Annotated in this window: 16 protein-coding genes; 5 read left to right on the top strand and 11 right to left on the bottom strand. The window is 65.3% G+C overall.

Going from position 1 to position 19,296, the window contains the following annotated elements; all coding sequences use genetic code 11:
• Nucleotides 1–172 precede the first annotated feature (172 nt).
• Nucleotides 173–604: an Lrp/AsnC family transcriptional regulator gene (locus CLU85_RS04000; protein WP_100409145.1), complete on the bottom strand. Its 432-nt coding sequence runs from the start codon at nt 602–604 to the stop codon at nt 173–175.
• 141 nt (nt 605–745) lie between these two features.
• Between CLU85_RS04000 and ctlX the strand changes: the two genes are divergently transcribed.
• Nucleotides 746–1,684, top strand: a complete 939-nt coding sequence (gene ctlX / locus CLU85_RS03995) for a citrulline utilization hydrolase CtlX (RefSeq protein WP_100409144.1) — start codon at nt 746–748, stop codon at nt 1,682–1,684.
• Nucleotides 1,685–1,775: 91 nt separating this feature from the next.
• Here the strand turns inward: ctlX and CLU85_RS03990 are convergent, their stop codons facing one another.
• The 3 genes from CLU85_RS03990 to uvrA form a co-directional block, all read right to left on the bottom strand.
• Nucleotides 1,776–2,129, bottom strand: coding sequence for a hypothetical protein (locus CLU85_RS03990; protein WP_100409143.1), 354 nt, complete (start codon nt 2,127–2,129; stop codon nt 1,776–1,778).
• Nucleotides 2,130–2,290: 161 nt separating this feature from the next.
• A complete protein-coding gene (locus CLU85_RS03985) occupies nt 2,291–2,797 on the bottom strand; it encodes a hypothetical protein (RefSeq protein WP_100409142.1) in 507 nt (168 codons plus the stop codon).
• Between the two features lie 189 nt (nt 2,798–2,986).
• On the bottom strand, nt 2,987–8,860 hold the full coding sequence (gene uvrA, locus CLU85_RS03980; protein ID WP_100409141.1) for an excinuclease ABC subunit UvrA: 5,874 nt from the start codon (nt 8,858–8,860) through the stop codon (nt 2,987–2,989).
• 208 nt (nt 8,861–9,068) lie between these two features.
• On the opposite strand from uvrA, the gene CLU85_RS03975 reads away from it, so the two are divergent.
• Nucleotides 9,069–10,184, top strand: a complete 1,116-nt coding sequence (locus CLU85_RS03975; RefSeq protein WP_100409140.1) for an ABC transporter substrate-binding protein — start codon at nt 9,069–9,071, stop codon at nt 10,182–10,184.
• 168 nt (nt 10,185–10,352) lie between these two features.
• The gene (locus CLU85_RS03970; protein ID WP_100409139.1) at nt 10,353–11,468 is read left to right on the top strand and encodes an ABC transporter substrate-binding protein; all 1,116 of its coding nucleotides are present in this window, start codon (nt 10,353–10,355) and stop codon (nt 11,466–11,468) included.
• A gap of 76 nt (nt 11,469–11,544) precedes the next feature.
• Here CLU85_RS03970 and CLU85_RS03965 read toward each other — a convergent pair whose 3' ends face one another.
• The 7 genes from CLU85_RS03965 to CLU85_RS03935 form a co-directional block, all read right to left on the bottom strand.
• Complete coding sequence (locus tag CLU85_RS03965; protein WP_100409138.1) at nt 11,545–11,736, bottom strand: hypothetical protein; 192 nt, start codon at nt 11,734–11,736, stop codon at nt 11,545–11,547.
• 142 nt (nt 11,737–11,878) lie between these two features.
• Entirely contained in the window at nt 11,879–13,540 is a 1,662-nt protein-coding gene (locus CLU85_RS03960) for an MFS transporter (protein ID WP_100409137.1), read from the bottom strand.
• 173 nt (nt 13,541–13,713) lie between these two features.
• Nucleotides 13,714–14,367 (bottom strand): 2-hydroxychromene-2-carboxylate isomerase, encoded by a 654-nt coding sequence (locus tag CLU85_RS03955; RefSeq protein WP_100409136.1) that lies wholly within the window; start codon nt 14,365–14,367, stop codon nt 13,714–13,716.
• Nucleotides 14,364–14,657 (bottom strand): DUF1289 domain-containing protein, encoded by a 294-nt coding sequence (locus tag CLU85_RS03950; protein ID WP_100409135.1) that lies wholly within the window; start codon nt 14,655–14,657, stop codon nt 14,364–14,366. Before CLU85_RS03950 ends, CLU85_RS03955 begins: the two co-directional genes overlap by 4 nt.
• Nucleotides 14,654–15,187, bottom strand: coding sequence for a YbaK/EbsC family protein (locus CLU85_RS03945; protein ID WP_100409134.1), 534 nt, complete (start codon nt 15,185–15,187; stop codon nt 14,654–14,656). Before CLU85_RS03945 ends, CLU85_RS03950 begins: the two co-directional genes overlap by 4 nt.
• Before the next feature lie 110 nt (nt 15,188–15,297).
• Nucleotides 15,298–16,206, bottom strand: coding sequence for a hydroxymethylglutaryl-CoA lyase (locus CLU85_RS03940; RefSeq protein ID WP_100409133.1), 909 nt, complete (start codon nt 16,204–16,206; stop codon nt 15,298–15,300).
• 154 nt (nt 16,207–16,360) lie between these two features.
• Nucleotides 16,361–17,272 carry a LysR family transcriptional regulator gene (locus tag CLU85_RS03935; protein WP_100409132.1) on the bottom strand — a complete coding sequence of 304 codons (912 nt, stop codon included), beginning with the start codon at nt 17,270–17,272 and terminating at the stop codon, nt 16,361–16,363.
• Nucleotides 17,273–17,392: 120 nt separating this feature from the next.
• Between CLU85_RS03935 and CLU85_RS03930 the strand changes: the two genes are divergently transcribed.
• Nucleotides 17,393–18,376 (top strand): 3-hydroxyacyl-CoA dehydrogenase family protein, encoded by a 984-nt coding sequence (locus CLU85_RS03930; protein WP_100409131.1) that lies wholly within the window; start codon nt 17,393–17,395, stop codon nt 18,374–18,376.
• On the top strand, nt 18,373–19,221 hold the full coding sequence (locus CLU85_RS03925) for a 3-keto-5-aminohexanoate cleavage protein (protein ID WP_100409130.1): 849 nt from the start codon (nt 18,373–18,375) through the stop codon (nt 19,219–19,221). The genes CLU85_RS03930 and CLU85_RS03925 overlap by 4 nt, the downstream gene beginning before the upstream one ends.
• Nucleotides 19,222–19,296 lie beyond the last annotated feature (75 nt).

Raw genomic sequence — 19,296 nt, 5'->3', positions numbered from 1 at the left:
GTCTGCCGTGTTGCAAATACTCGCCATAGCTACCGCTATTGCTGCGTTTTGCGTTCTGCGCCTTGCGGCCCATCCCGATCCGCACCACCACCGACTCGCGAGGGTCATGCAGGGCATCCCTAGCCGTTGTCGCTCAGGTGCCAGGGCCTGGGTGGGGATGAGCAGGCCAGCGTCAGGCTTTGTAGGTTGACAACAGGATGCTGGTTTCGGTGTTGGCAATGCCCGGCGTGAGGCGGATGCGGCCCAGAGCGGCATCGAAGGCCTCCAGGCTCTCGGCACGGACCTCGGCCACGATGTCCCAGCGGCCGTTGGTGGTGTGCAGTGTGCCCACGGTGGGCTCGCCGCGCAGTGCGTGGATGACGGCGGGGGCGGCATTGCCGTCGACCGCAATGCTCATCCACGCACGGATGCGCTGGGGCTCCGAGTCGGGTCGCAGGCGCACGGTGTAGCCAGTGATGACGCCGCTCTCTTCCATCTTGTGCAGGCGGTTTTGCACGGTGCCGCGCGACACGCGCAGCTTCTGCGCCAGCGTGGCCACGGGCGTGCGCGCATCGGCGCGCAGGATGCTGATGATTTCGCGGTCGGTGTCGTCGAGTTTGGTCATAGTGGGTTTTAGATCTAGCATATCGCCAATTTTTCAAACATTTTGATCAATTTTTGAGCTATACGCTAGCGTGGCCTGCCCAGAAAATTCCGAGGACACCCCCACTCCACCGACCCACACGCCTCCCACACCTCCCACGCCATGCCTGCTTCAGTCCAAGCCCCCAACGCCGTTGTGATGGTGCGCCCCCACCACTTTCACCCCAACCCCGAAACCGCAGGCGACAACGCCTTTCAGGCGCGCACTGCCCCACATGCCGCCGACGGCATCGCGCGCCGAGCCTTTGGCGAAGTCACCGCGGTGGCGGCGAGCCTGCAGGACGCGGGGGTGCGGGTGCACCTGTTTGACGACACCGGAGAGCGCAACACGCCCGATGCCGTGTTCCCCAACAACTGGTTCTCCACCCATGCAGGCGGCCACATCGCGATCTACCCCATGTACGCCGCCAACCGCCGACGCGAACGGCGCAGCGATGTCATCGAGTTGCTCAAGGCCGAATACCGTGTGCAGGACGTGATCGACTACTCAGGCCTGGAGGCCGATGGCATGTTTCTGGAAGGCACGGGCGCCATGGTGCTGGACCACATCGGCCGCATTGCGTATACCGCGCAATCGAACCGCGCTGATCCCGTGGCCCTGGAGCGCTTTTGCACGCACTTCAACTACGAGCCGATGGTCTTTGCCACGGCGGACAAGGAGGGCCAGCCCTGCTACCACACCAACGTGATGCTCTGCATCGGCACCGCGTTTGCGCTGGGAGGCTTTCACATGATCACCGACCCTGCGCGCCGTGCTGCGGTGTGCGAGCGCCTTCGCGAGACAGGCCGCGAGGTCATCGCCCTGAGCCCCCACCAGATCGAAGAATTTGCGGGCAACGCGCTGGAGCTTTCGGGCACACAGGGCCGGGTACTGGCCCTGTCGGCGCGCGCTGCCGCCAGCCTCACACCGCCGCAGCGGGCCACCATTGAACGCAGCGCGCGCCTGCTGCCCCTGGCGGTGCCGACCATCGAGCTGGCGGGCGGATCGGTGCGCTGCATGCTGGCGGGGGTGCACTTGGCCCGGCGTGGCGCGGGGGTGTGAAATTCAAGACAAATCGGCTCACTGCGCGATATCCATATGCCTGAGTAGCTATTAAATTAGTAGCAAACCGCTTCGACTTTCAACTATCAACTCAGCGGTCAACAGGCGGCACGGCCTGTACGTCCAGGCGCGCATCGCAACCAACACCCGATGCGATCCAACGCCGTGCCAGGGCCGTCAGGGCACGCACTGCCCAGGGGTGGGTGATCCCGGTCACCCCGGCGGGGTCGGCCACCATGCCACACCAGTAGCGCCCATCCGCATCGCTCCACCGCAGGGCTGCGCAGGCGCCTTTTCGGCGCCGCGACACCAGCACGCCCAGCGGGCAGGGCTCTGACAGGCAGCACAGGCCACAGCCATTGCAGGGCGCACCTTCGGCGGGCTTGGCCGGGGCCTCGGGCTGGAGCCACACGACCGTGTGGTTGGCAGAAGGTGGGGCTGGCATGCGGGGGTGGTTGCTATACGTGCGCGGGCAGGTGACGATTGTGCCGCTGTGCCACTCAGCGCAAAAAAATGCCCCAAGCGGCCAGAGCTGCTGGGGCAAAAACCGGTCGATGGACCGGTGGAGGGAGATCGTTGTGCGGTGCAGGAACTCAGGCGGCCAGGTCAGCAGCCCGACGGACGATTGGGACGCATCGGCACGATGCCACTCACACGCAACGTCGCGTTGGAGCCATCGGTGGCTGTGAGCAGCTTGCCGGTGAAACGCACCTGGTCGCTCTCGCGCGCCACCACCGTGTCGGTGGGCTCGCCGCTGCCGTATTCCTTGCCGTCAAAGGTCAGGAAGGCCTGGTGCAGGCCAGAGGCATCGGGGCGGTAGCGAATATCGCCAAAGGCTGTGGCCGACGAACCCACCTTGTTGGCGCCGTCAAACCGGAAGGCGCACAACTCGGGAACCGAGCCGATGGGGTTTTGTTTGTCCACATTGGTGAGATTCAACGCGCCATTACCGTACACGCCGTTCAGGCCGTCGATGGTCGCATTGCTGACGGTGAGCACGCCAGGCTCGTTGCTGGGCGACGGGTCGTCATCATTGCCGCCACCGCAGGCGACCAGCAGAACAGAGGTGGCGGCGAGGGCGGTGCAAGTCTTGAGAAATTGAAGCGTTTTCATGGTGATGGGCGTCCTTGAAGGTGGATGGGAGGCGGGGAGCCAATCCCCTGAAACCCATCGTAGGAAGCCCATACCGCGCGGAACGTGCGCCATGTTCCGCGCGCTGCGTAGGACAGGGGCCGACAAGGGTGTGCGCCAACCACCACGCTGGCCCCAACCCCTGCCCGGCCCTCACACCGGCGGTGCGCCTCAGCGCGCCAGAACCGCCGCCAGCGCCTTGCCGGTGTGCGTGCCCGCCGCCACCACCGCCTCGGGGGTTGCGGCGGCCACGATGCGCCCGCCTGCGTTGCCGCCCTCGGGGCCGAGGTCCAGAATCCAGTCGGCCTCGGCGATCACATCGAGGTCGTGCTCGATCACGATCACGCTGTGGCCACCATCGACCAGGCGGTGCAGCACGCGGATGAGCTTGTCCACATCGGCCATGTGCAAGCCCACCGTGGGCTCGTCCAGCACGTACAGCGTGTGCGGCGCCTTCTGGCCACGGCGGCCCACCTCGTCGCGCACCTTGGTCAGCTCGGTCACGAGCTTGATGCGCTGCGCCTCGCCACCGCTCAGCGTCGGCGACGGCTGGCCCAGTGTGAGGTAGCCGAGGCCCACGTCTTGCAGCAACTGCAGCGGGTGCGCAATGCTGGGCATGGTGGCGAAGAAGCCCACGGCCTCGTCCACCTCCATCTGCAGCACATCGCCAATGCTCTTGCCCCGCCAGGTCACGGCCAGTGTTTCGGGGTTGAAGCGCGCGCCGTGGCAGGTCTCGCAGGGCACCTTCACGTCGGGCAAGAAGCTCATCTCGATGGTGCGCACCCCCGCGCCTTCGCAGCTGGGGCAGCGGCCTTCGCCGGTGTTGAAGCTGAAGCGCCCGGCCGCGTAGCCACGGGCCTTGGCCTCCAGTGTTTCGGCAAACAGCTTGCGGATGGTGTCCCAAAAGCCGATGTAGGTGGCAGGACATGAGCGCGGCGTTTTGCCAATGGGCGTCTGGTCCACTTCGAGCACGCGGTCGATGCTCTCGAAGCCCGACAGGCCTGTGCAACCCACCAGCGGCGGAGCCTTGCCCGCATCCATCGCATCGCGCCCAGCCTTGGTACTGCGCTGCTGCACCCAGGCCTGCACGTTGGCCTGCAGCACATCGCGCGCCAGCGTGGATTTGCCCGAACCGCTCACCCCCGTCACTGCCACCAGGCGGTGCAGCGGCACGGTGGCGGTCACGTTCTGCAGGTTGTGCAACTGCGCGCCATGCACGGTGAGCCAGCGCATGGCGGCGCGCTCCTTGGCCTCAGTCAGCGCGTCGGCCGCCAGCGATGCAGCCTGTGCGGCGCGCTTCTTGACGGCGGCGCTTTGCCGGCCCGTGGGCGCTGCGGCCTCGGCCCGGGCAAAAGCGTCCGTGGCCTCGGCGCTGACTTCGCTGGCCGACATGCTGCGGCGCAGTTGCAGCGGGTGCTTCATGGCGTGCAGCAGGTAGCGGCCGGTTTGCGAGTCGGCCGCGCCGGTGATGTCGGCCACACTGCCCTGCGCCACCAGGCGCCCGCCGCGTTTGCCCGCGCTGGGGCCAATGTCGATGATGTGGTCGGCACGGCGGATGGTGTCTTCGTCGTGCTCCACCACCACCAGCGTGTTGCCCTTGTCGCCGAGCTTGTGCAGGGCGTTGAGCAAAATCTGGTTGTCGCGCGCATGCAGGCCAATGGTGGGCTCGTCGAGCACGTAGCACACGCCCTGCAGGTTGCTGCCCAGCTGCGCGGCCAGGCGAATGCGCTGGGCCTCGCCACCGCTGAGTGTGGGCGCGCCCCGGTCCAGGGTGAGATAGCCCAGACCCACTTCTTCGAGGAATTCGAGCCGGCTTTGTATCTCGGGCACCAGGTCGCGCGCAATATCAGCCTCGCGCTGGGTCATGCCGCCTTCGATGCGCAGGGTCTCAATCCAGCGGCGCACGTCGGTGACCGACAGCGCGGCGATGTCGGTAATGCCGACCCCCGCAAATCGGACCGCTCTTGCCGTGGCGTTCAGACGCGTGCCGCTGCAACTCGGGCACGCCGTGTCGGCCAAGTCTTCTACTTCGGGCTCGGCAAAGGTCTGCTCACGGCCTTTTTCCTTGTCGTCCTGCACCGAGTCGTCGAACACCTTGCGCTGGTCTTTGGTGAGCTTGACGCCCGTGCCCACGCAGTCGGGGCACCAGCCGTGTTTGCTGTTGTAGCTGAACAGGCGCGGGTCCAGCTCGGCATAGCTGGTGGCGCACACGGGGCAGGCGCGCTTGGTGGAAAACGCCTGCAGCGCGCCAATGCCCGCCGTGGGCTGGCCGCCCTCCATGGCCTCGCGCAGGCCTGTGATGCCTGAGAGAACATGCACCACGCCCTTGCCGTGCGTGAGCGCATCGGCCAGTGCCTTGCGCAGCGCCGCTTCGTTCTCGGGCGACACGTCGAGGCTGGCCACCGGCAGCTCGATGGTGTGCTCCTTGAACCGGTCGATGCGCGGGAAATTGGTGGTGGGCAAGAAGTTGCCGTCCACGCGCAAGTGCGTGTGTCCGCGCGGGCGCGCCCAGTCGGCCAGCTCGGTGTAGACGCCCTTGCGGTTCATCACCAGCGGGGCCAGCAAGCCGATGTGGTGGCCACGGAACTGCGTGAGCAGCTGGGCGGCAATGCTTTCGGGCGTTTGCGGCTGCACGGCGGCGCCGTCTTTGGTGCAGTGCTGCGTGCCAAGCTTGACGTACAAGAGGCGCAAGAAGTGCCACACCTCGGTGGTGGTACCCACGGTGGACTTGCGCCCGCCGCGCGAGAGGCGCTGCTCGATGGCCACGGTGGGCGGGATGCCGTACACCGCATCCACCTCGGGCCGGCCCGCGGGCTGCACGATGGAACGCGCGTAGGCGTTGAGCGATTCGAGGTAACGGCGTTGCCCCTCGTTGAACAAGATGTCGAACGCCAGCGTGGACTTGCCCGAGCCGCTCACGCCCGTCACCACGTTGAACTTGCCACGCGGAATGTCCACGCTCAGGTTCTTGAGGTTGTGTTCTTTGGCGTTGACGATTTGTATGGCATTTTTGGCCTCTAGCGCTTTACCAGTCAGCACTACATGCTCTTTTTTTCGTAGCGCAGCCGCTTTTTCGTGCACCGAATGCCCGCCCACGCCCAGTGTGAGTTCGTAGTCGCGGAGGGCCTGGCCGGTGTGTGAGGTGGCGTGTGCGCGCACGTCCTCGGGCGTGCCTTCGGCCACGAGCAGGCCGCCGGCATAGCCACCTTCAGGCCCCAGGTCGATAAGCCAGTCGCTGGCGCGGATCACATCCAGGTTGTGCTCGATGACGATGAGCGAGTGCCCCGCGTCGATGAGCTTGCGCAGCGCGCGCATGAGCTTGGCAATGTCATCAAAGTGCAGGCCGGTGGTGGGCTCGTCGAACAGAAACAGCGTGCCTTTGCGGGCCACGGTCTGGCGCGATTTGGACGCACTGCGTGCGGCCTCGGCCAGAAAACCCGCGAGCTTCAGGCGCTGCGCCTCGCCGCCGCTGAGCGTGGGCACGGGCTGGCCCAGCGCCACGTATTCGAGCCCCACGTCCACAATGGGTTGCAGCGCGCGAATCACGTCGCGGTCGCCCGCAAACAGGTCGGCCGCTTCGGCGACGGTGAGGGCCAGCGCGTCGGCGACGTTGAGGTTGCGCCCACCGCGCTCGATAGTGATTTCCAGGATCTCCGGCCGGTAGCGCTTGCCGTCGCAATCAGGGCAACGCAGGTACACGTCCGACAGGAACTGCATCTCCACATGCTCAAAGCCCGATCCGCCGCAGGTGGGGCAGCGCCCGTCGCCGCTGTTGAAGCTGAATTTGCTGGCGGTGTAGCTGCGCTGGCGCGACAGCGGCGCCACGGCAAACAGCTCGCGGATGCTGTCCCACGCGCCCACGTAGCTCACGGGGTTGGAGCGCGCCGTCTTGCCGATGGGGGATTGGTCGACAAACACGACATCCGACAAATGGTCGGCACCCAGCAGGCGGTCGTGCGCACCCGGCGCGTCGGTGGCCTTGCCAAAGTGGCGCAGCAGTGCCGGGGCCAGCACGTCCTGGATCAGGCTCGACTTGCCCGAGCCGCTGACACCCGTGACAGTCACCAGCCGCTGCAGCGGGAACTCGACCGACACGTTCTGCAGGTTGTGCTCCCGCGCGCCCTCCAGGATGAGGCGTGGCGTCGCTTCAGTGACCATGCGCTTGAAGCCAAAGCCCACGTGCTTGCGGCCGCCGAGGTAGGCCCCGGTCAGCGTGTCGGCATTGCGCAAGTCGGCCGTGGTGCCGTCAAACACGATCTGCCCGCCCAGGCGGCCTGGGCCGGGGCCCATGTCAATCATGCGGTCGGCCGCGAGCATCACGGCCGGGTCATGCTCCACCACCACCAGGGTGTTGCCCGCATCGCGCAGGCGCAGCATGGCTTCGGTGATGCGGTGCATGTCGCGCGGGTGCAGGCCAATGCTGGGCTCGTCCAGCACGAACAGTGTGTTGACGAGCGATGTGCCCAGCGCGGTCGTGAGGTTGATGCGCTGCACCTCGCCACCGCTGAGCGTGCGGCTTTGCCGGTCGAGCGTGAGGTAGCCGATGCCCACATCGCACAGGTATTTGAGGCGCGTGGTGATTTCCTCATGCAGCAACTTCAGCGCTTGCGCATCACCGCCCTTGGCATCGTCGCCCACAGGCAACTGCATGCGCGCAAAGAACTGGCGCAGGCGGTCAATGGGCAGCAGCATCAGGTCGTGAAGGCACAGGCCGGGCAGCGCTTCGAGCTGTTCGCGCGACCACAAAACGCTTTCCGGCAGGAACCGCTTGCCGGACTCCAGCACCGCGTCAGCATCCTCCTTGCGGCCAATGCGCCAGAGCAGGCTTTCGGTCTTGAGCCGCGCGCCTGCGCAGGTGGGGCACGGCGTGTAGCTGCGGTACTTGGACAAGAGCACGCGGATGTGCATCTTGTAGGCCTTGCTTTCGAGGTACTCAAAAAAACGCTTGATGCCGTACCACGCCTTGCTCCATTGCCCGTCCTTGTAGCCCGGCGCGCCGCCGATGACCCATTTCTTCTGGTCGTCGGTGAGCTTGTACCAGGGCGTGTCGCGCGGGATGCCTGCGGCCTCGGCGTGGCGCATGAGGTCGTCCTGTGCTTCTTTCCACGCGGGGGTCTGGATGGTCTTGATGGCCCCCGCGCGCAGCGTGAGCTTGTCGTTGGGGATGACCAGGCCGTAGTCCACACCGATCACGCGGCCAAAGCCCCGGCAGCTGTCGCACGCGCCCACAGCGGAGTTGAACGAGAAGGCCGACGGGATGGGGTCGCTGTAGCGCAGGTCGCTGTCGGGACAGTGCAGGCCGGTCGAAAACCTCCACAACTCGGGCTCACTCTCATCCACCAGCCGATACACGTTGAGCCGCCCCGTACCGCGCTTGAGCGCGACCTCGATGGCCTCAATCACCCGCACCTTTTCGACATTGCCCAGCCGAAACCGGTCCGCCACCACATCCAGCACCTTGCGCGGCCCCGTGGGTGTGCCCACTTCGCGCTCAGCCTGCACCTTGGTAAAGCCGCTGGCGGACAGCCATTGCTCGACCTGCTCGGCCGACGTGCCGCCGGGCAGCTCGACCGGGAAAGTCAGCACGATGCGTGGATCACCGGCAGCAGCGCAACGCGCAGCCAGTTCGGCGTAGATGGTCTCTGGCGAGTCATGTCGCACCGGCTGCGCTGTCTGCTTGTCAAAGAGCTGGCCCGCGCGCGCGAACAGCAGCTTCAGGTGGTCGTTCAGCTCCGTCATCGTGCCCACGGTGGAGCGGCTGGAGCGCACGGGGTTGGTCTGGTCGATGGCAATCGCCGGGGGCACACCTTCGACCTTGTCTACCGCCGGCTTGTCCATGCGGTCGAGGAACTGGCGCGCGTAGGCGCTGAAAGTCTCCACGTAACGGCGCTGGCCCTCGGCATACAGCGTGTCGAACACCAGGCTGGACTTGCCCGAACCGCTGGGCCCGGTCACCACCGTGAGCTCCCCAGTGCGGATGTCCAGATCCAGGTTCTTGAGGTTGTGCTGGCGAGCGCCGCGGATTCGGATCAGTCCCTGGGTCATGGAGGCGGTCTTTCGGGTGTGAGGCGAAACATTCTAGGGATGCGCTGGCCACCCTGCCCGCAGCCACCGATTACCCCCGGAATGCGCTGCGGTGCTTTTGACACGGGACAAGGCGCGGCCTATCAGCCCGCCCTTCGGAAGAATCCTCGGGATGGCGCAGAAGCATCCGTTTAGACTGCCTCCTCCACAAGACATAGAGGAGACAGTCATGAAGCCATGGCAAACACTGTGGGCCGCTCTGGCCCTGGCCCTTTCGTTGAGTACCACCAGCCATGCCCAGATCCTGATCGGGCAGACTGCGGGCTTCTCTGGCCAGGTGGCCGCCGGGGTGAAGGAAACCACCGACGGCGCGCTGCTGTACATCGACGCCGTCAACGCCAAGGGCGGCGTGAACGGACAGAAAATCGAACTCAGCTCGCTGGACGACAAGTTCGACCCCAAACTGGCGGCCGACAACGCGCGCAAGCTGATCGAGGAGCAGAACGTGGCGGCCATGTTCCTGACGCGCGGCACCCCCCATACCGAGGCCATGATTCCCCTGCTCGAAAAACACGGGGTGGCGCTGGTGGGCCCGTCAACCGGGGCCATGGTGCTGCACCAGCCGGTGCGCAAGTACATCTTCAACGTAAGGGCCACCTACCAACGCGAAGCCGAAAAGGCCATCACCCACCTGGCCTCCATGGGCATCACGCGCGTGGCGCTGGTCTATGCAGACGACAGCTTTGGCGCAGATGGTGTGCTCGGGGCGCAAAAGGGGATGACCGCAGCCAAAATGACGCCTGTGGCATCGGAAAAATTCGATCGGGCCAAGCCCGACTTCAAGCCTGTTGCCGCCAAGGTGACCAAGGGTGATGCGCAGGCGGTGCTGATCATCGCCTCGGGTTCTGCGGTGGTAGATGCCAGCAATGCCCTGCGCGCGGCGGGCTCGGCGGCACAGATCGTGACGCTGTCCAACAACGCCTCTGGCGGCTTCATCAAAAGCCTGGGCAACAACGCACGCGGCGTGATCGTGACCCAGGTGTATCCCAACGAGCGCGCCGTGACCTACCCCATGGTCAAGGAAGCCCAGGAGCTGGCCAAGGCCAAGGGGCTCACCGAGATCAGTCCCGCCATGCTGGAGGGCTTTGCCGCCGCCAAGGTACTGGTCGAAGGCCTCAAGCGCGCTGGCCCCAAACCCAGCCGTGACAAGATCCAGGCAGCGCTGGAGAGCATCAAAAAGTTCGACCTGGGTGGCCTGGAAGTGACCTACGGCCCCGACGACCACACAGGGCTGGACTTCGCGGATCTGTCCATCATCGGCACAGACGGCCGCTTCCGCCGGTGAGAGCCACACGCTAGCCCATACAGAAGCGCCCACACTTCCCCACACGGTCACTGACAAGGTTTTCAGCAACCCCCTGGTAAAAACCACGCCGCTGCTATGCATTTCTACAGATGACCCGTCCTGCCCTGTTCCTACACTGGCGTCCCCACACCAGAAAGAGACAAGCCGATGAAAGTCATTGCATCCCTCGGAAAATGTGCGGCGCTGGCCGCCCTGACGCTCAGCGCGGCCCACGCCCAGCTTCTTATCGGCCAGACCGTCGGGATGACTGGATCGGCCGCAGCCACCGTGGCCGAATCCATGCAAGGCGCAGCCCTCTACATCGATCACATCAATGCCAAAGGCGGCGTGGGCGGGCAAAAGGTGGAGGTGATTTCGCTGGACGACAAGTTCGATCCCAAACTGACCCTGGAAAACACCCGCACGCTGATTGAACAAAAGGGGGTCATCGGCATGTTCATGACGCGCGGAACACCCCACACCCAGGGCATCATTCCCGTGCTGGATCAACACGGGGTGCCGCTGGTGGGCCCATCGACCGGTGCCATTGCACTGCACCAGCCGGTAAGCAAATATGTGTTCAATGTGCGCGCACCCTACCAGCGCGAAGTGGCCAAGGCGATCTCACACCTGCACACGCTGGGCATCCAGCGCATTGGTGTGGTGCATGTGGATGACACCTTTGGCGCAGACGGCCTGGCCGGGGCGCTCGCAGGCTTCAAGGCCAACAGCATCGAAGCGGCTTTTGTCGAAAAATTTGACCGCGCCAAGCCCGACTACAGTGCTATCGCGCCCCGCGTTGCCCAGAAGCAGCCCCAGGCGGTGATCTTCATTGGCACCGGCGCCGCCGTGGTGGACGGCATCAAGGCCTTGCGCGCAGCGGGTGTGAGCGGGCAGATCGTGACCTTGTCCAACAACGCTTCGGGCGGGTTTGTGAAGGCGCTGGGTGACCAGGCCCGGGGCGTGGTGGTGACGCAGGTGTTCCCGTCCGAGCGCTCGCTCAACTACCCGGTGATCAAGGAGGCCATGGACCTGGCAAAGGCCAAGAACACCGGTGACCTGACCCCCGCCATGCTTGAAGGTTTTGTGAGCGCCAAGGTGTTGGTGGAGGGCCTCAAGCGCGCAGGTCCCAAGCCCGATCGCGCCAAGTTCCATGCGGGCCTGGAGAGCATCAAGAAATGGGACCTCGGCGGACTGGAGCTGACCTACAGCGCGGCAGACCACAGTGGCCTGGATTTTTCTGACCTCTCCATCATCGGTACGGACGGACGTTTCAAGCGCTGAAGCGGCCCCCTCGGCCACTGGCAACAAAAAGCCCCGCCAGCATGCGCTGGCGGGGCTTTTTTGCAGGCTGAAAAAATTACTGGGTGCTGGCGGCCGATGCCGGTGCGGCAGCAGCCGCCGGTGCCGCTGCACTGGCGGGAGCCTCCGGCACATGCACGGCATCAGCGCCATGCTTTTCGCCACCCATGTCGGCCTTGTCGCCCGCCATGATGATCACGTACATCGACAGCGCTGCAAACACTACGAAGCCAACAACAATCTTCCACATATCAATATCTCCTGGGATGGGTTTGTTCAATCAAGGGGCCTGCAGCGCGGCGTTGTCGGTTGTACTGGTGCAGCACAAGCCCCTTGATGGAACACAGGGCCCGCCCCTTGCGGGTCGGGCCCTGCACACCGTTCAGTAACGATCAGTCGTTGGCGTAGATGTCAACGTCCTTGGTTTCCTTGACGAACAGGCCGCCAATCACCACGGTAGCGCCCGCAATGATGATGGGGTACCACAAGCCGTTGTACATGTTGCCGGTCTGGGCCACGATGGCAAACGCCGTAGTAGGCAGCAGGCCGCCGAACCAGCCGTTACCAATGTGGTACGGCAGGGACATGGACGTGTAGCGAATGCGGGTGGGGAACATTTCGACCAGCATGGCGGCAATAGGGCCGTACACCATGGTCACCAGCAGCACCAGGTAGGTCAGGATGATGGTGACCATCACCTTGTCGATGCGTGCGGGATCTGCCTTGGTGGGGTAGCCAGCGGCCTTCAGATCGTCTGCCACGAGCTTCTTGAACTCGACGTCCTTCTTCTTGGCTTCATCGGCGCTCAGGCCTTTGCTGCTGTAGGAAGGAATGGCGGTCTGGCCAATCTTGATGGTGGCAGGCGTACCGGCGGGGGCCACCGCGTTCTCGTAGCTCACCGAAGCACCGGCCAGCACCTGCTTGGCGATGTCGCACGAGCTGGTGAACTTGGAAGTACCCGTGGGGTTGAACTGGAACGAGCACTCGGCAGGATCAGCCGTCACGATCACCTGGTTCTTGGCCTGGGCTTCAGCCAGCGCGGGGTTGGCCGCCTTGGTCAGTGCACCAAACACCGGGAAATACGTCAGCGCAGCCAGCAGGCAGCCTGCCAGGATGATGGGCTTGCGGCCAATCCTGTCGGACAGCGAACCGAACACGATGAAGAACGGCGTACCGATCAGCAGGGACACAGCCACGAAGATGTTGGCAGTGGCGCCATCGACCTTGAGGGCTTGCGTCAGGAAGAACAGGGCATAGAACTGGCCCGAGTACCAGACCACCGCTTGACCTGCGGTCAAACCGACCAGCGCCAGGATCACGATCTTGAGGTTCTTCCACTGGCCGAAGGATTCGGTCAGGGGGGCCTTGGAGGTCTTGCCTTCTGCCTTCATTTTCTGGAAAGCAGGCGACTCGTTCATCGACAGACGGATCCAGACCGAGATGGCCAGCAGCAGGATCGACACGATGAACGGAACACGCCAGCCCCAGTCGGCAAAGGCTTCTTCGCCCAGGGCCGTACGGGTGCCCAGAATCACCATCAGCGACAGAAACAAACCCAGCGTGGCCGTGGTTTGAATCCAGGCCGTGTAGGCGCCACGCTTACCGTGCGGAGCATGCTCGGCCACGTAGGTGGCGGCACCGCCGTACTCACCACCCAGCGCCAGACCTTGCAGCAGGCGCAGCGCAATCAGGATGACGGGAGCCGCCACGCCGATGGACGCATACGTGGGCAAGATACCCACGATGAAAGTGGACAGGCCCATGATCAGGATGGTGACCAGGAACGTGTACTTGCGACCGATCATGTCGCCCAGGCGGCCGAAGAAAATGGCGCCGAACGGACGGACGATGAAGCCCGCTGCAAACGCCAACAGCGCAAAGATGAAGGCAGAACCGGCATCCAGACCGCTGAAGAACTGCTTGGCGATGATGGCGGCGAGCGAGCCGTACAGGTAAAAGTCGTACCACTCGAAAACGGTGCCGAGCGATGACGCGAAGATAACCTTCCGCTCTTCGGGCGTCATCGGCCGGGGGGCTGGATGAACAGTTGCCATGGTGTGTGTCTCCTATTGGTTATTCAGACCGCGCAGCGGCGGGCTGTACGCATTCTTGGAGATGGCACTGACCACGCTCTGACGCGAAACCAACACGAGCTTTCACCAAACTGACCGCACTCTGACAACTTAAGGTGAAACCCGCACAGATGCTTTCAGCATCTGGAAACCGCTCAGGATTTCGGGGGTAAACCCGAAGGGAGCTGGCGCGCGGCATCCCAGTCGGGACCATCGAACCATGCATCACCATCCAGGTAAGAGCGCAGCATGGGCAGGCCGTCCAGCCCCCAGAACAATTTGCCGTCCACCTCGAATGCGGGCACGCCAAACACACCCGCCGCCTGCGCGGCCTCGGTATTGGCACGCAGCAGGGCCTTGGGCGCCTCGCTGTGCAAGTCCTGCCCGGGGCGCAGTTGGTCCGACAGGTCAGCGGCCAGTGTGGCCAGGCGCCCTGCGTCCAGCGCATCGTGCCCACCCTGCCACACATGGCGCAGTACCGTCCCCGCCACATAGCGGTTGATGGAACCATCGTCGCTGCAGGCCAGCGCCTGGCGCAGCAGCGGCAGCGGGTTGAACGGGTGGCGGGCAGGCATCTGCAGCGGTGTGCCTTGCGCGTGGCCCAGCCAGGTCACATGGCGGTAGGTCCACTCGCGCTTGGGGACAATGCCCGCCGGGCCTGGATTGCCGTGCTGCTGCAGCAAGGCGCCCAGCAACACGGGCTGGTAGGCCACGCTGTAGCTCAGGCCCTCCAGCACCTCCGGCAAGCGCTCAAACGCCAGCCAGGCGTAGGGCGAAATGAAGTCCAGGTAGAACGTGATGCGCTTCATGTCTCGGCCTCCTGCATGTTCTGCATGTCATTCACATCCTGTGCAGGCAAGGCAATGCCCGCGCGTTGCAACAGCCCCATCCAGATGCCCCGGCGCAGCGTGGCGTCCGCGCGCGACCAGATACGGATTTCGTCCAGCGTGCGAAAGCAGCCCTCGCAGTGGCTGCGGTCGGGCGACATGCGGCACACCGAAATGCACGGCGAAGGCACTGGCTCGGTGTTTTCAAGGTCAAATCGCCCGGTAGCGCTGGTCTCATTTGCCCTGGCAGCTAGCAAATCAATAGCATTCATGCAACCACCTGGGGGGCAGGGTTCTCGGCAACAGGCTCTTGCACCACGTCCACCACGGGCGCGCCGGTCAGGCGCTCCAGATCGCTGGGGTGCAGGGGGAACACGCCGTGCGGGTGGCCCGCTGCGGCCCACACCACGTCAAAGCGCAGCAGGTCCCGGTCGATGAGTGTGACGGGCGGCGTGGCATGCGCCACCGGCGACACGCCGCCAATCGAGAAGCCGGTGCGCGACTTCACAAACTCGGCATCGGCCCGGCCGATCTTGCCGCCCACATGGGCTTCCACCTTCTTCTCGTCCACGCGGCGGTCGCCCGATGTGACGACCAGCACCGCTGCGTCGTCACTCTTGCGCCGGAAGATGATGCTCTTGGCCACCTGCCCCACCAGGATGCCCAGTGCATCGGCCGCCTGCTGTGCGGTGCGCGCAGCGTCATCCAGCATCTGCGGCATGTGGGCATGGCCCTGCGCCTGCAGTGCAGCGGCCACGCGCTGCACGCCTTCGGGTAAGTTCTTCAGTTCGGCTCCGCACATGCCAGGGGCTCCTATCGCTGTCGTTGGGAGGACTGCGGGGCCAGCTCGCTGGGCCCGCACAACTGCCCATTGTCGTGCGCTTTGCGTCCAGGGCACCTGGGGCGCCGCGATCACCCCGCGCGCTTGGTCAGCAATGCGTTGGCCGCGCGCGAGTTGGGCTTGCGGTCCAGAAAGCCGCTGATGTAAGCCCCCGCGTCGATGAGCCGGTCCAGGTCAATGCCCGTTTCGATGCCCATGCCGTGCAGCAGGTACACCACGTCTTCAGTGGCCACATTGCCCGTGGCGCCCTTGGCATACGGGCAGCCACCCAGCCCGGCCACGGACGACTGGAAGTTCCACACGCCCAGCTCCAGCGCCGCCAGCGTGTTGGACAGCGCCTGCCCGTAGGTGTCGTGAAAGTGGCCAGAAACCGCATCGATGCCAAAGTGCTGCAAGGTGGCCTCCAGCGCGCGCTGCACCTTGCGCGGTGTGCCCACACCAATGGTGTCGGCCACATCCACGCGCTGCACGCCAATGCCTTGGAGCAACCCCGCCAGGTAGGCCACACGCTCGGGGGCAATGTCGCCCTCGTACGGGCAGCCCACCGTGCAGCTCATGGCGCCGCGCACCCGGATGCCCGCGGCCAGGGCGGCCTCTACCACCGGGGCAAACCGTTCGATGCTCTCGGCAATGCTGCAGTTGATATTGCGCTGGCTGAAGGCCTCGCTGGCGGAGCCAAAGACCACGATCTCGTCGGGCTTGTCGAGCACCGCCGCCTCAAAGCCCTTGAGGTTGGGCGTGAGCACCGAATACGCCACGCCCGCCTGGCGTGCGATGCCGCCCATCACCTCATGGTTGTCGGCCATCTGCGGCACCCACTTGGGGCTGACGTAACTGGTGACCTCGATCTCCTTCAGGCCCGCCTGCTGCAGGCGGTGCACCAGCTCGATCTTGACAGCAGCGGGCACAGGGGTCTTTTCGTTTTGCAGGCCGTCACGGGGGCCGACATCGATGAGTTGAACGCGGGAAGGAATGCTCATGGGAACCCCCTGAAAGAAGCGATCGCGGGGAGACCGCGAAATACAAAGACAAAGGCAACAAACTGCGCCCTATTGTCCGGACTTCGCCCGCAAGGCACCACCCCAATTCCTGCCACGTGCTTCACCGCACCTGCCATCGCGCAACGCGGCATCGTCAAAGCAAAGCCCCTCCCTCCATCTCTTGCCGCAGCAGGGCGACCATCTGCACTGCCGCCAGCGACAGGCGCCGCCCCCGCAGCGTGACCAGGCCAATCGGCCGGCGCAACAGGGGCTGCTTGAGGGGCCGGGTCACCACCTCGGGCCGCCGCACCACCTGGGCGGCCAGCTCCGGCAAAGCGCTCACGCCCAGCTGGGCCGCCACCATGGCGGCAATGGTGGCCAGGTGTTCCACCTCGTACTGCGGCGCAAAGCGGATGCGGTGGGTCAGCAGGGCCTCGTCGGCGTACTGGCGCACGCTGGTGCCTGCTGGCATCGAGATGTGGGGCAGGTCGGCAATATCTGCCCAGGCGATGGCGCCACGCCCCCGGGCCAGGGGATGGCTGCGCCCGACCAGCAACACAAACGGGTCGGATGCCAGCGGGGTGTAGTCCAGGTCCGCATAGGCGGGGTTGGCCGCCGTGAGCGCAAAGTCGACCCGCCCGGCGCGCACCATGTCGAACGCCGGGCCCGCCAGGCTGTCGAACAGCTCCAGGTGCACCCCGGGGTGGTCCGCCGCAAACCGTGCCAACGCCCGCGGCACGGCGCCTGCAGCGAGCGAGGGCAAAGCCGCCAGGGCCAGCCGCCCCACCTGCACCTGGGCCACGGCCTGCACACGCCGCACCGTCTCTTCCATCTGGTGCCGCAGAAACCGCGCCTGCTCGGCAAACACTTCGCCAGCCTGGGTGAGCTGCACGGTGCGCGTGGTGCGGTCAAACAGCCGCGCGCCCATCATTTCCTCCAGCCGCGCCAGCGTACCCGACACGGCCGACTGCGACAAATGCATCTGCAGCGCCGTGCGCCGAAAGCTCAGCGTGTCCGCCAGAGCCAGAAAAACATCGACTTCACGGGCGGACCAATTGATCTTCATAGCCGATCAGTCTATCGAAAAAGACGTCTGGACCGTGCAATAGAAGCGGCCTAGACTGCACCTGAACAACGTATTCGGCGCCCAAAGGTGCCGGGCCTTCAGATGGATCAAGGAGACAACATGGACAACAGTTTGCCGCGCAATGCCCGCACGGTGGTCGTGGGCGGGGGCACCATGGGCGCCGATGTGGCGGTGGTGCTGGCCCGCGGCGGCGCGCAGGTGACGGTGGTGGACCCCCACGCCACGCGGCGCGAGCTGCTGCTGCCCCACATCGCCCAAGAGCTGGCCGCCGCAGGCCAGGCCACCCACGCCGGCCCGGTGCAGGTGTGCGCCAGCCTGCAGGATGTGGACTGGAGCGGTGTGGTGCTGGTGGTGGAATGCATCACCGAGCAACTGGCCCCCAAGCAGCAACTGTTTGCGGAGCTGGAGTCCATGGCGCCCGCACACACCGTGCTGGCCAGCAACAGCTCGGGCTTTCCCATCAGCGCCATCGCCCAGGGCCTGGCCACGGCGCAGCGCATGCTGGGCCTGCACTTCTTCATGCCTGCGCACCTGGTGCCATTGGTAGAAGTGGTGCAGGGCGAACGCAGCGACCCGGCGCTGGGCCAGTGGCTGTACGCCTTCATGCGCGGCTGTGGCAGCGTGCCGGTGCTGGTCAAGAAAGACAAGCCGGGCTTTCTGGCCAACCGAATGCAGCACGCGCTGTCGCGCGAAGCGTTTGCGCTCATCGACGAAGGCATTGCCTCGCCGGAAGACGTGGACGCCGCCGTGCGCTTTGGGTTTGGCTTCCGCTTCCTCGCGGCAGGCCCGGTGCTGCAGCGCGACCACGCAGGCATCGAGGTGCACACCGCAGCCGCCGCCACCATGTACCCCACGCTCTCGAACACCGACATACCCGCCCAGGCCCTGCGCGACAAGGTGGCCCAGGGCACCCTGGGCATGAAGACCGGCAAGGGATTTTTTGATTGGCCCGAAGACCGCAAGCAGGCCGAGCGCGCGCGCTACGACACGCTGCTGCGCCAGGGCCTCGCGCTGCTGGCCAGCGAGCTGCCCACCATCGAGCCCCCCACCGACACCAACCCGACCACCGGAGCCCGCGCATGAGTGCATTGCCCAACACCCCCAGCCAATGGGCCGACCCACTGATCGTGACCGTGGCGCCCAACGGCGCCTACAAACAGCCGGCCGACCACGCAGCCGTGCCCATCACGCCCGCCACGCTGGCCACCACGGCCAAGGCCTGCGTCGATGCAGGCGCCGCCATGCTGCACATGCACATCCGTGACGCCCAAGGCCGCCACAGCCTGGATGTGGAAGGCTACCGTGAGGCCCAGCGCGTGGTGCGCCAGGCTGTGGGCGATGCCATGGTGATCCAGATCACCAGCGAGGCCGCAGGCGTCTACCAGGCCCCGGCGCAGATCGCCATGGTCGAGGCCCTGCAACCCGAGGCCGTGTCCATCGGACTGCGTGAGGTGGACAAGCCCGAGATTGGCGAAGCCGGATTGCAGCGCTTTTTTGCAGGCCTGGCGCAGCGCCACACCATGGTGCAGGTCATCCTGTACGACGTGCCTGACCTGCGCCGCTGGCAGGCGCTGCGCGCCAGTGGTGTGGTGCCAGACGCGCCTTGGTTCCTGCTGTTTGTGCTGGGCCGCTACAGCGCAGGGCAAACCTCCAGCCCGCGCGACCTGCTGCCGTTTCTGGTCGCCCACGAAGGCCCCGAGCCCTGGGCTGTGTGCGCCTTCGGTGCCACAGAAAACACCTGCATCACTGCGGCCACGCTGTTTGGCGGCCATGCGCGGGTCGGCTTTGAAAACAACCTGCTGTGCAAAGACGGCAGCGTAGCCCCCGACAACACCGCGCTGGTGCGCCAGGCCGTCGAAGCGGCCGCCGCGCTGGGCCGCCCCCTGGCCACCGCCGCCGACATCCGGCAACGCTTTGGCGCGGGCTGATCGGCACCGCCACACCGCAATCCACAACCATTGACATCAACCCGCACCAGACGGGCTTTATCCATCCCCACAGGA

This window comes from Acidovorax sp. 69 (assembly GCF_002797445.1).
In the GTDB taxonomy this organism is placed as follows: Bacteria; Pseudomonadota; Gammaproteobacteria; order Burkholderiales; family Burkholderiaceae_C; genus Acidovorax.
The sequence above is the reverse complement of the archived record's forward strand: the minus strand, read 5'-3'. Positions and strand labels throughout refer to the sequence as shown.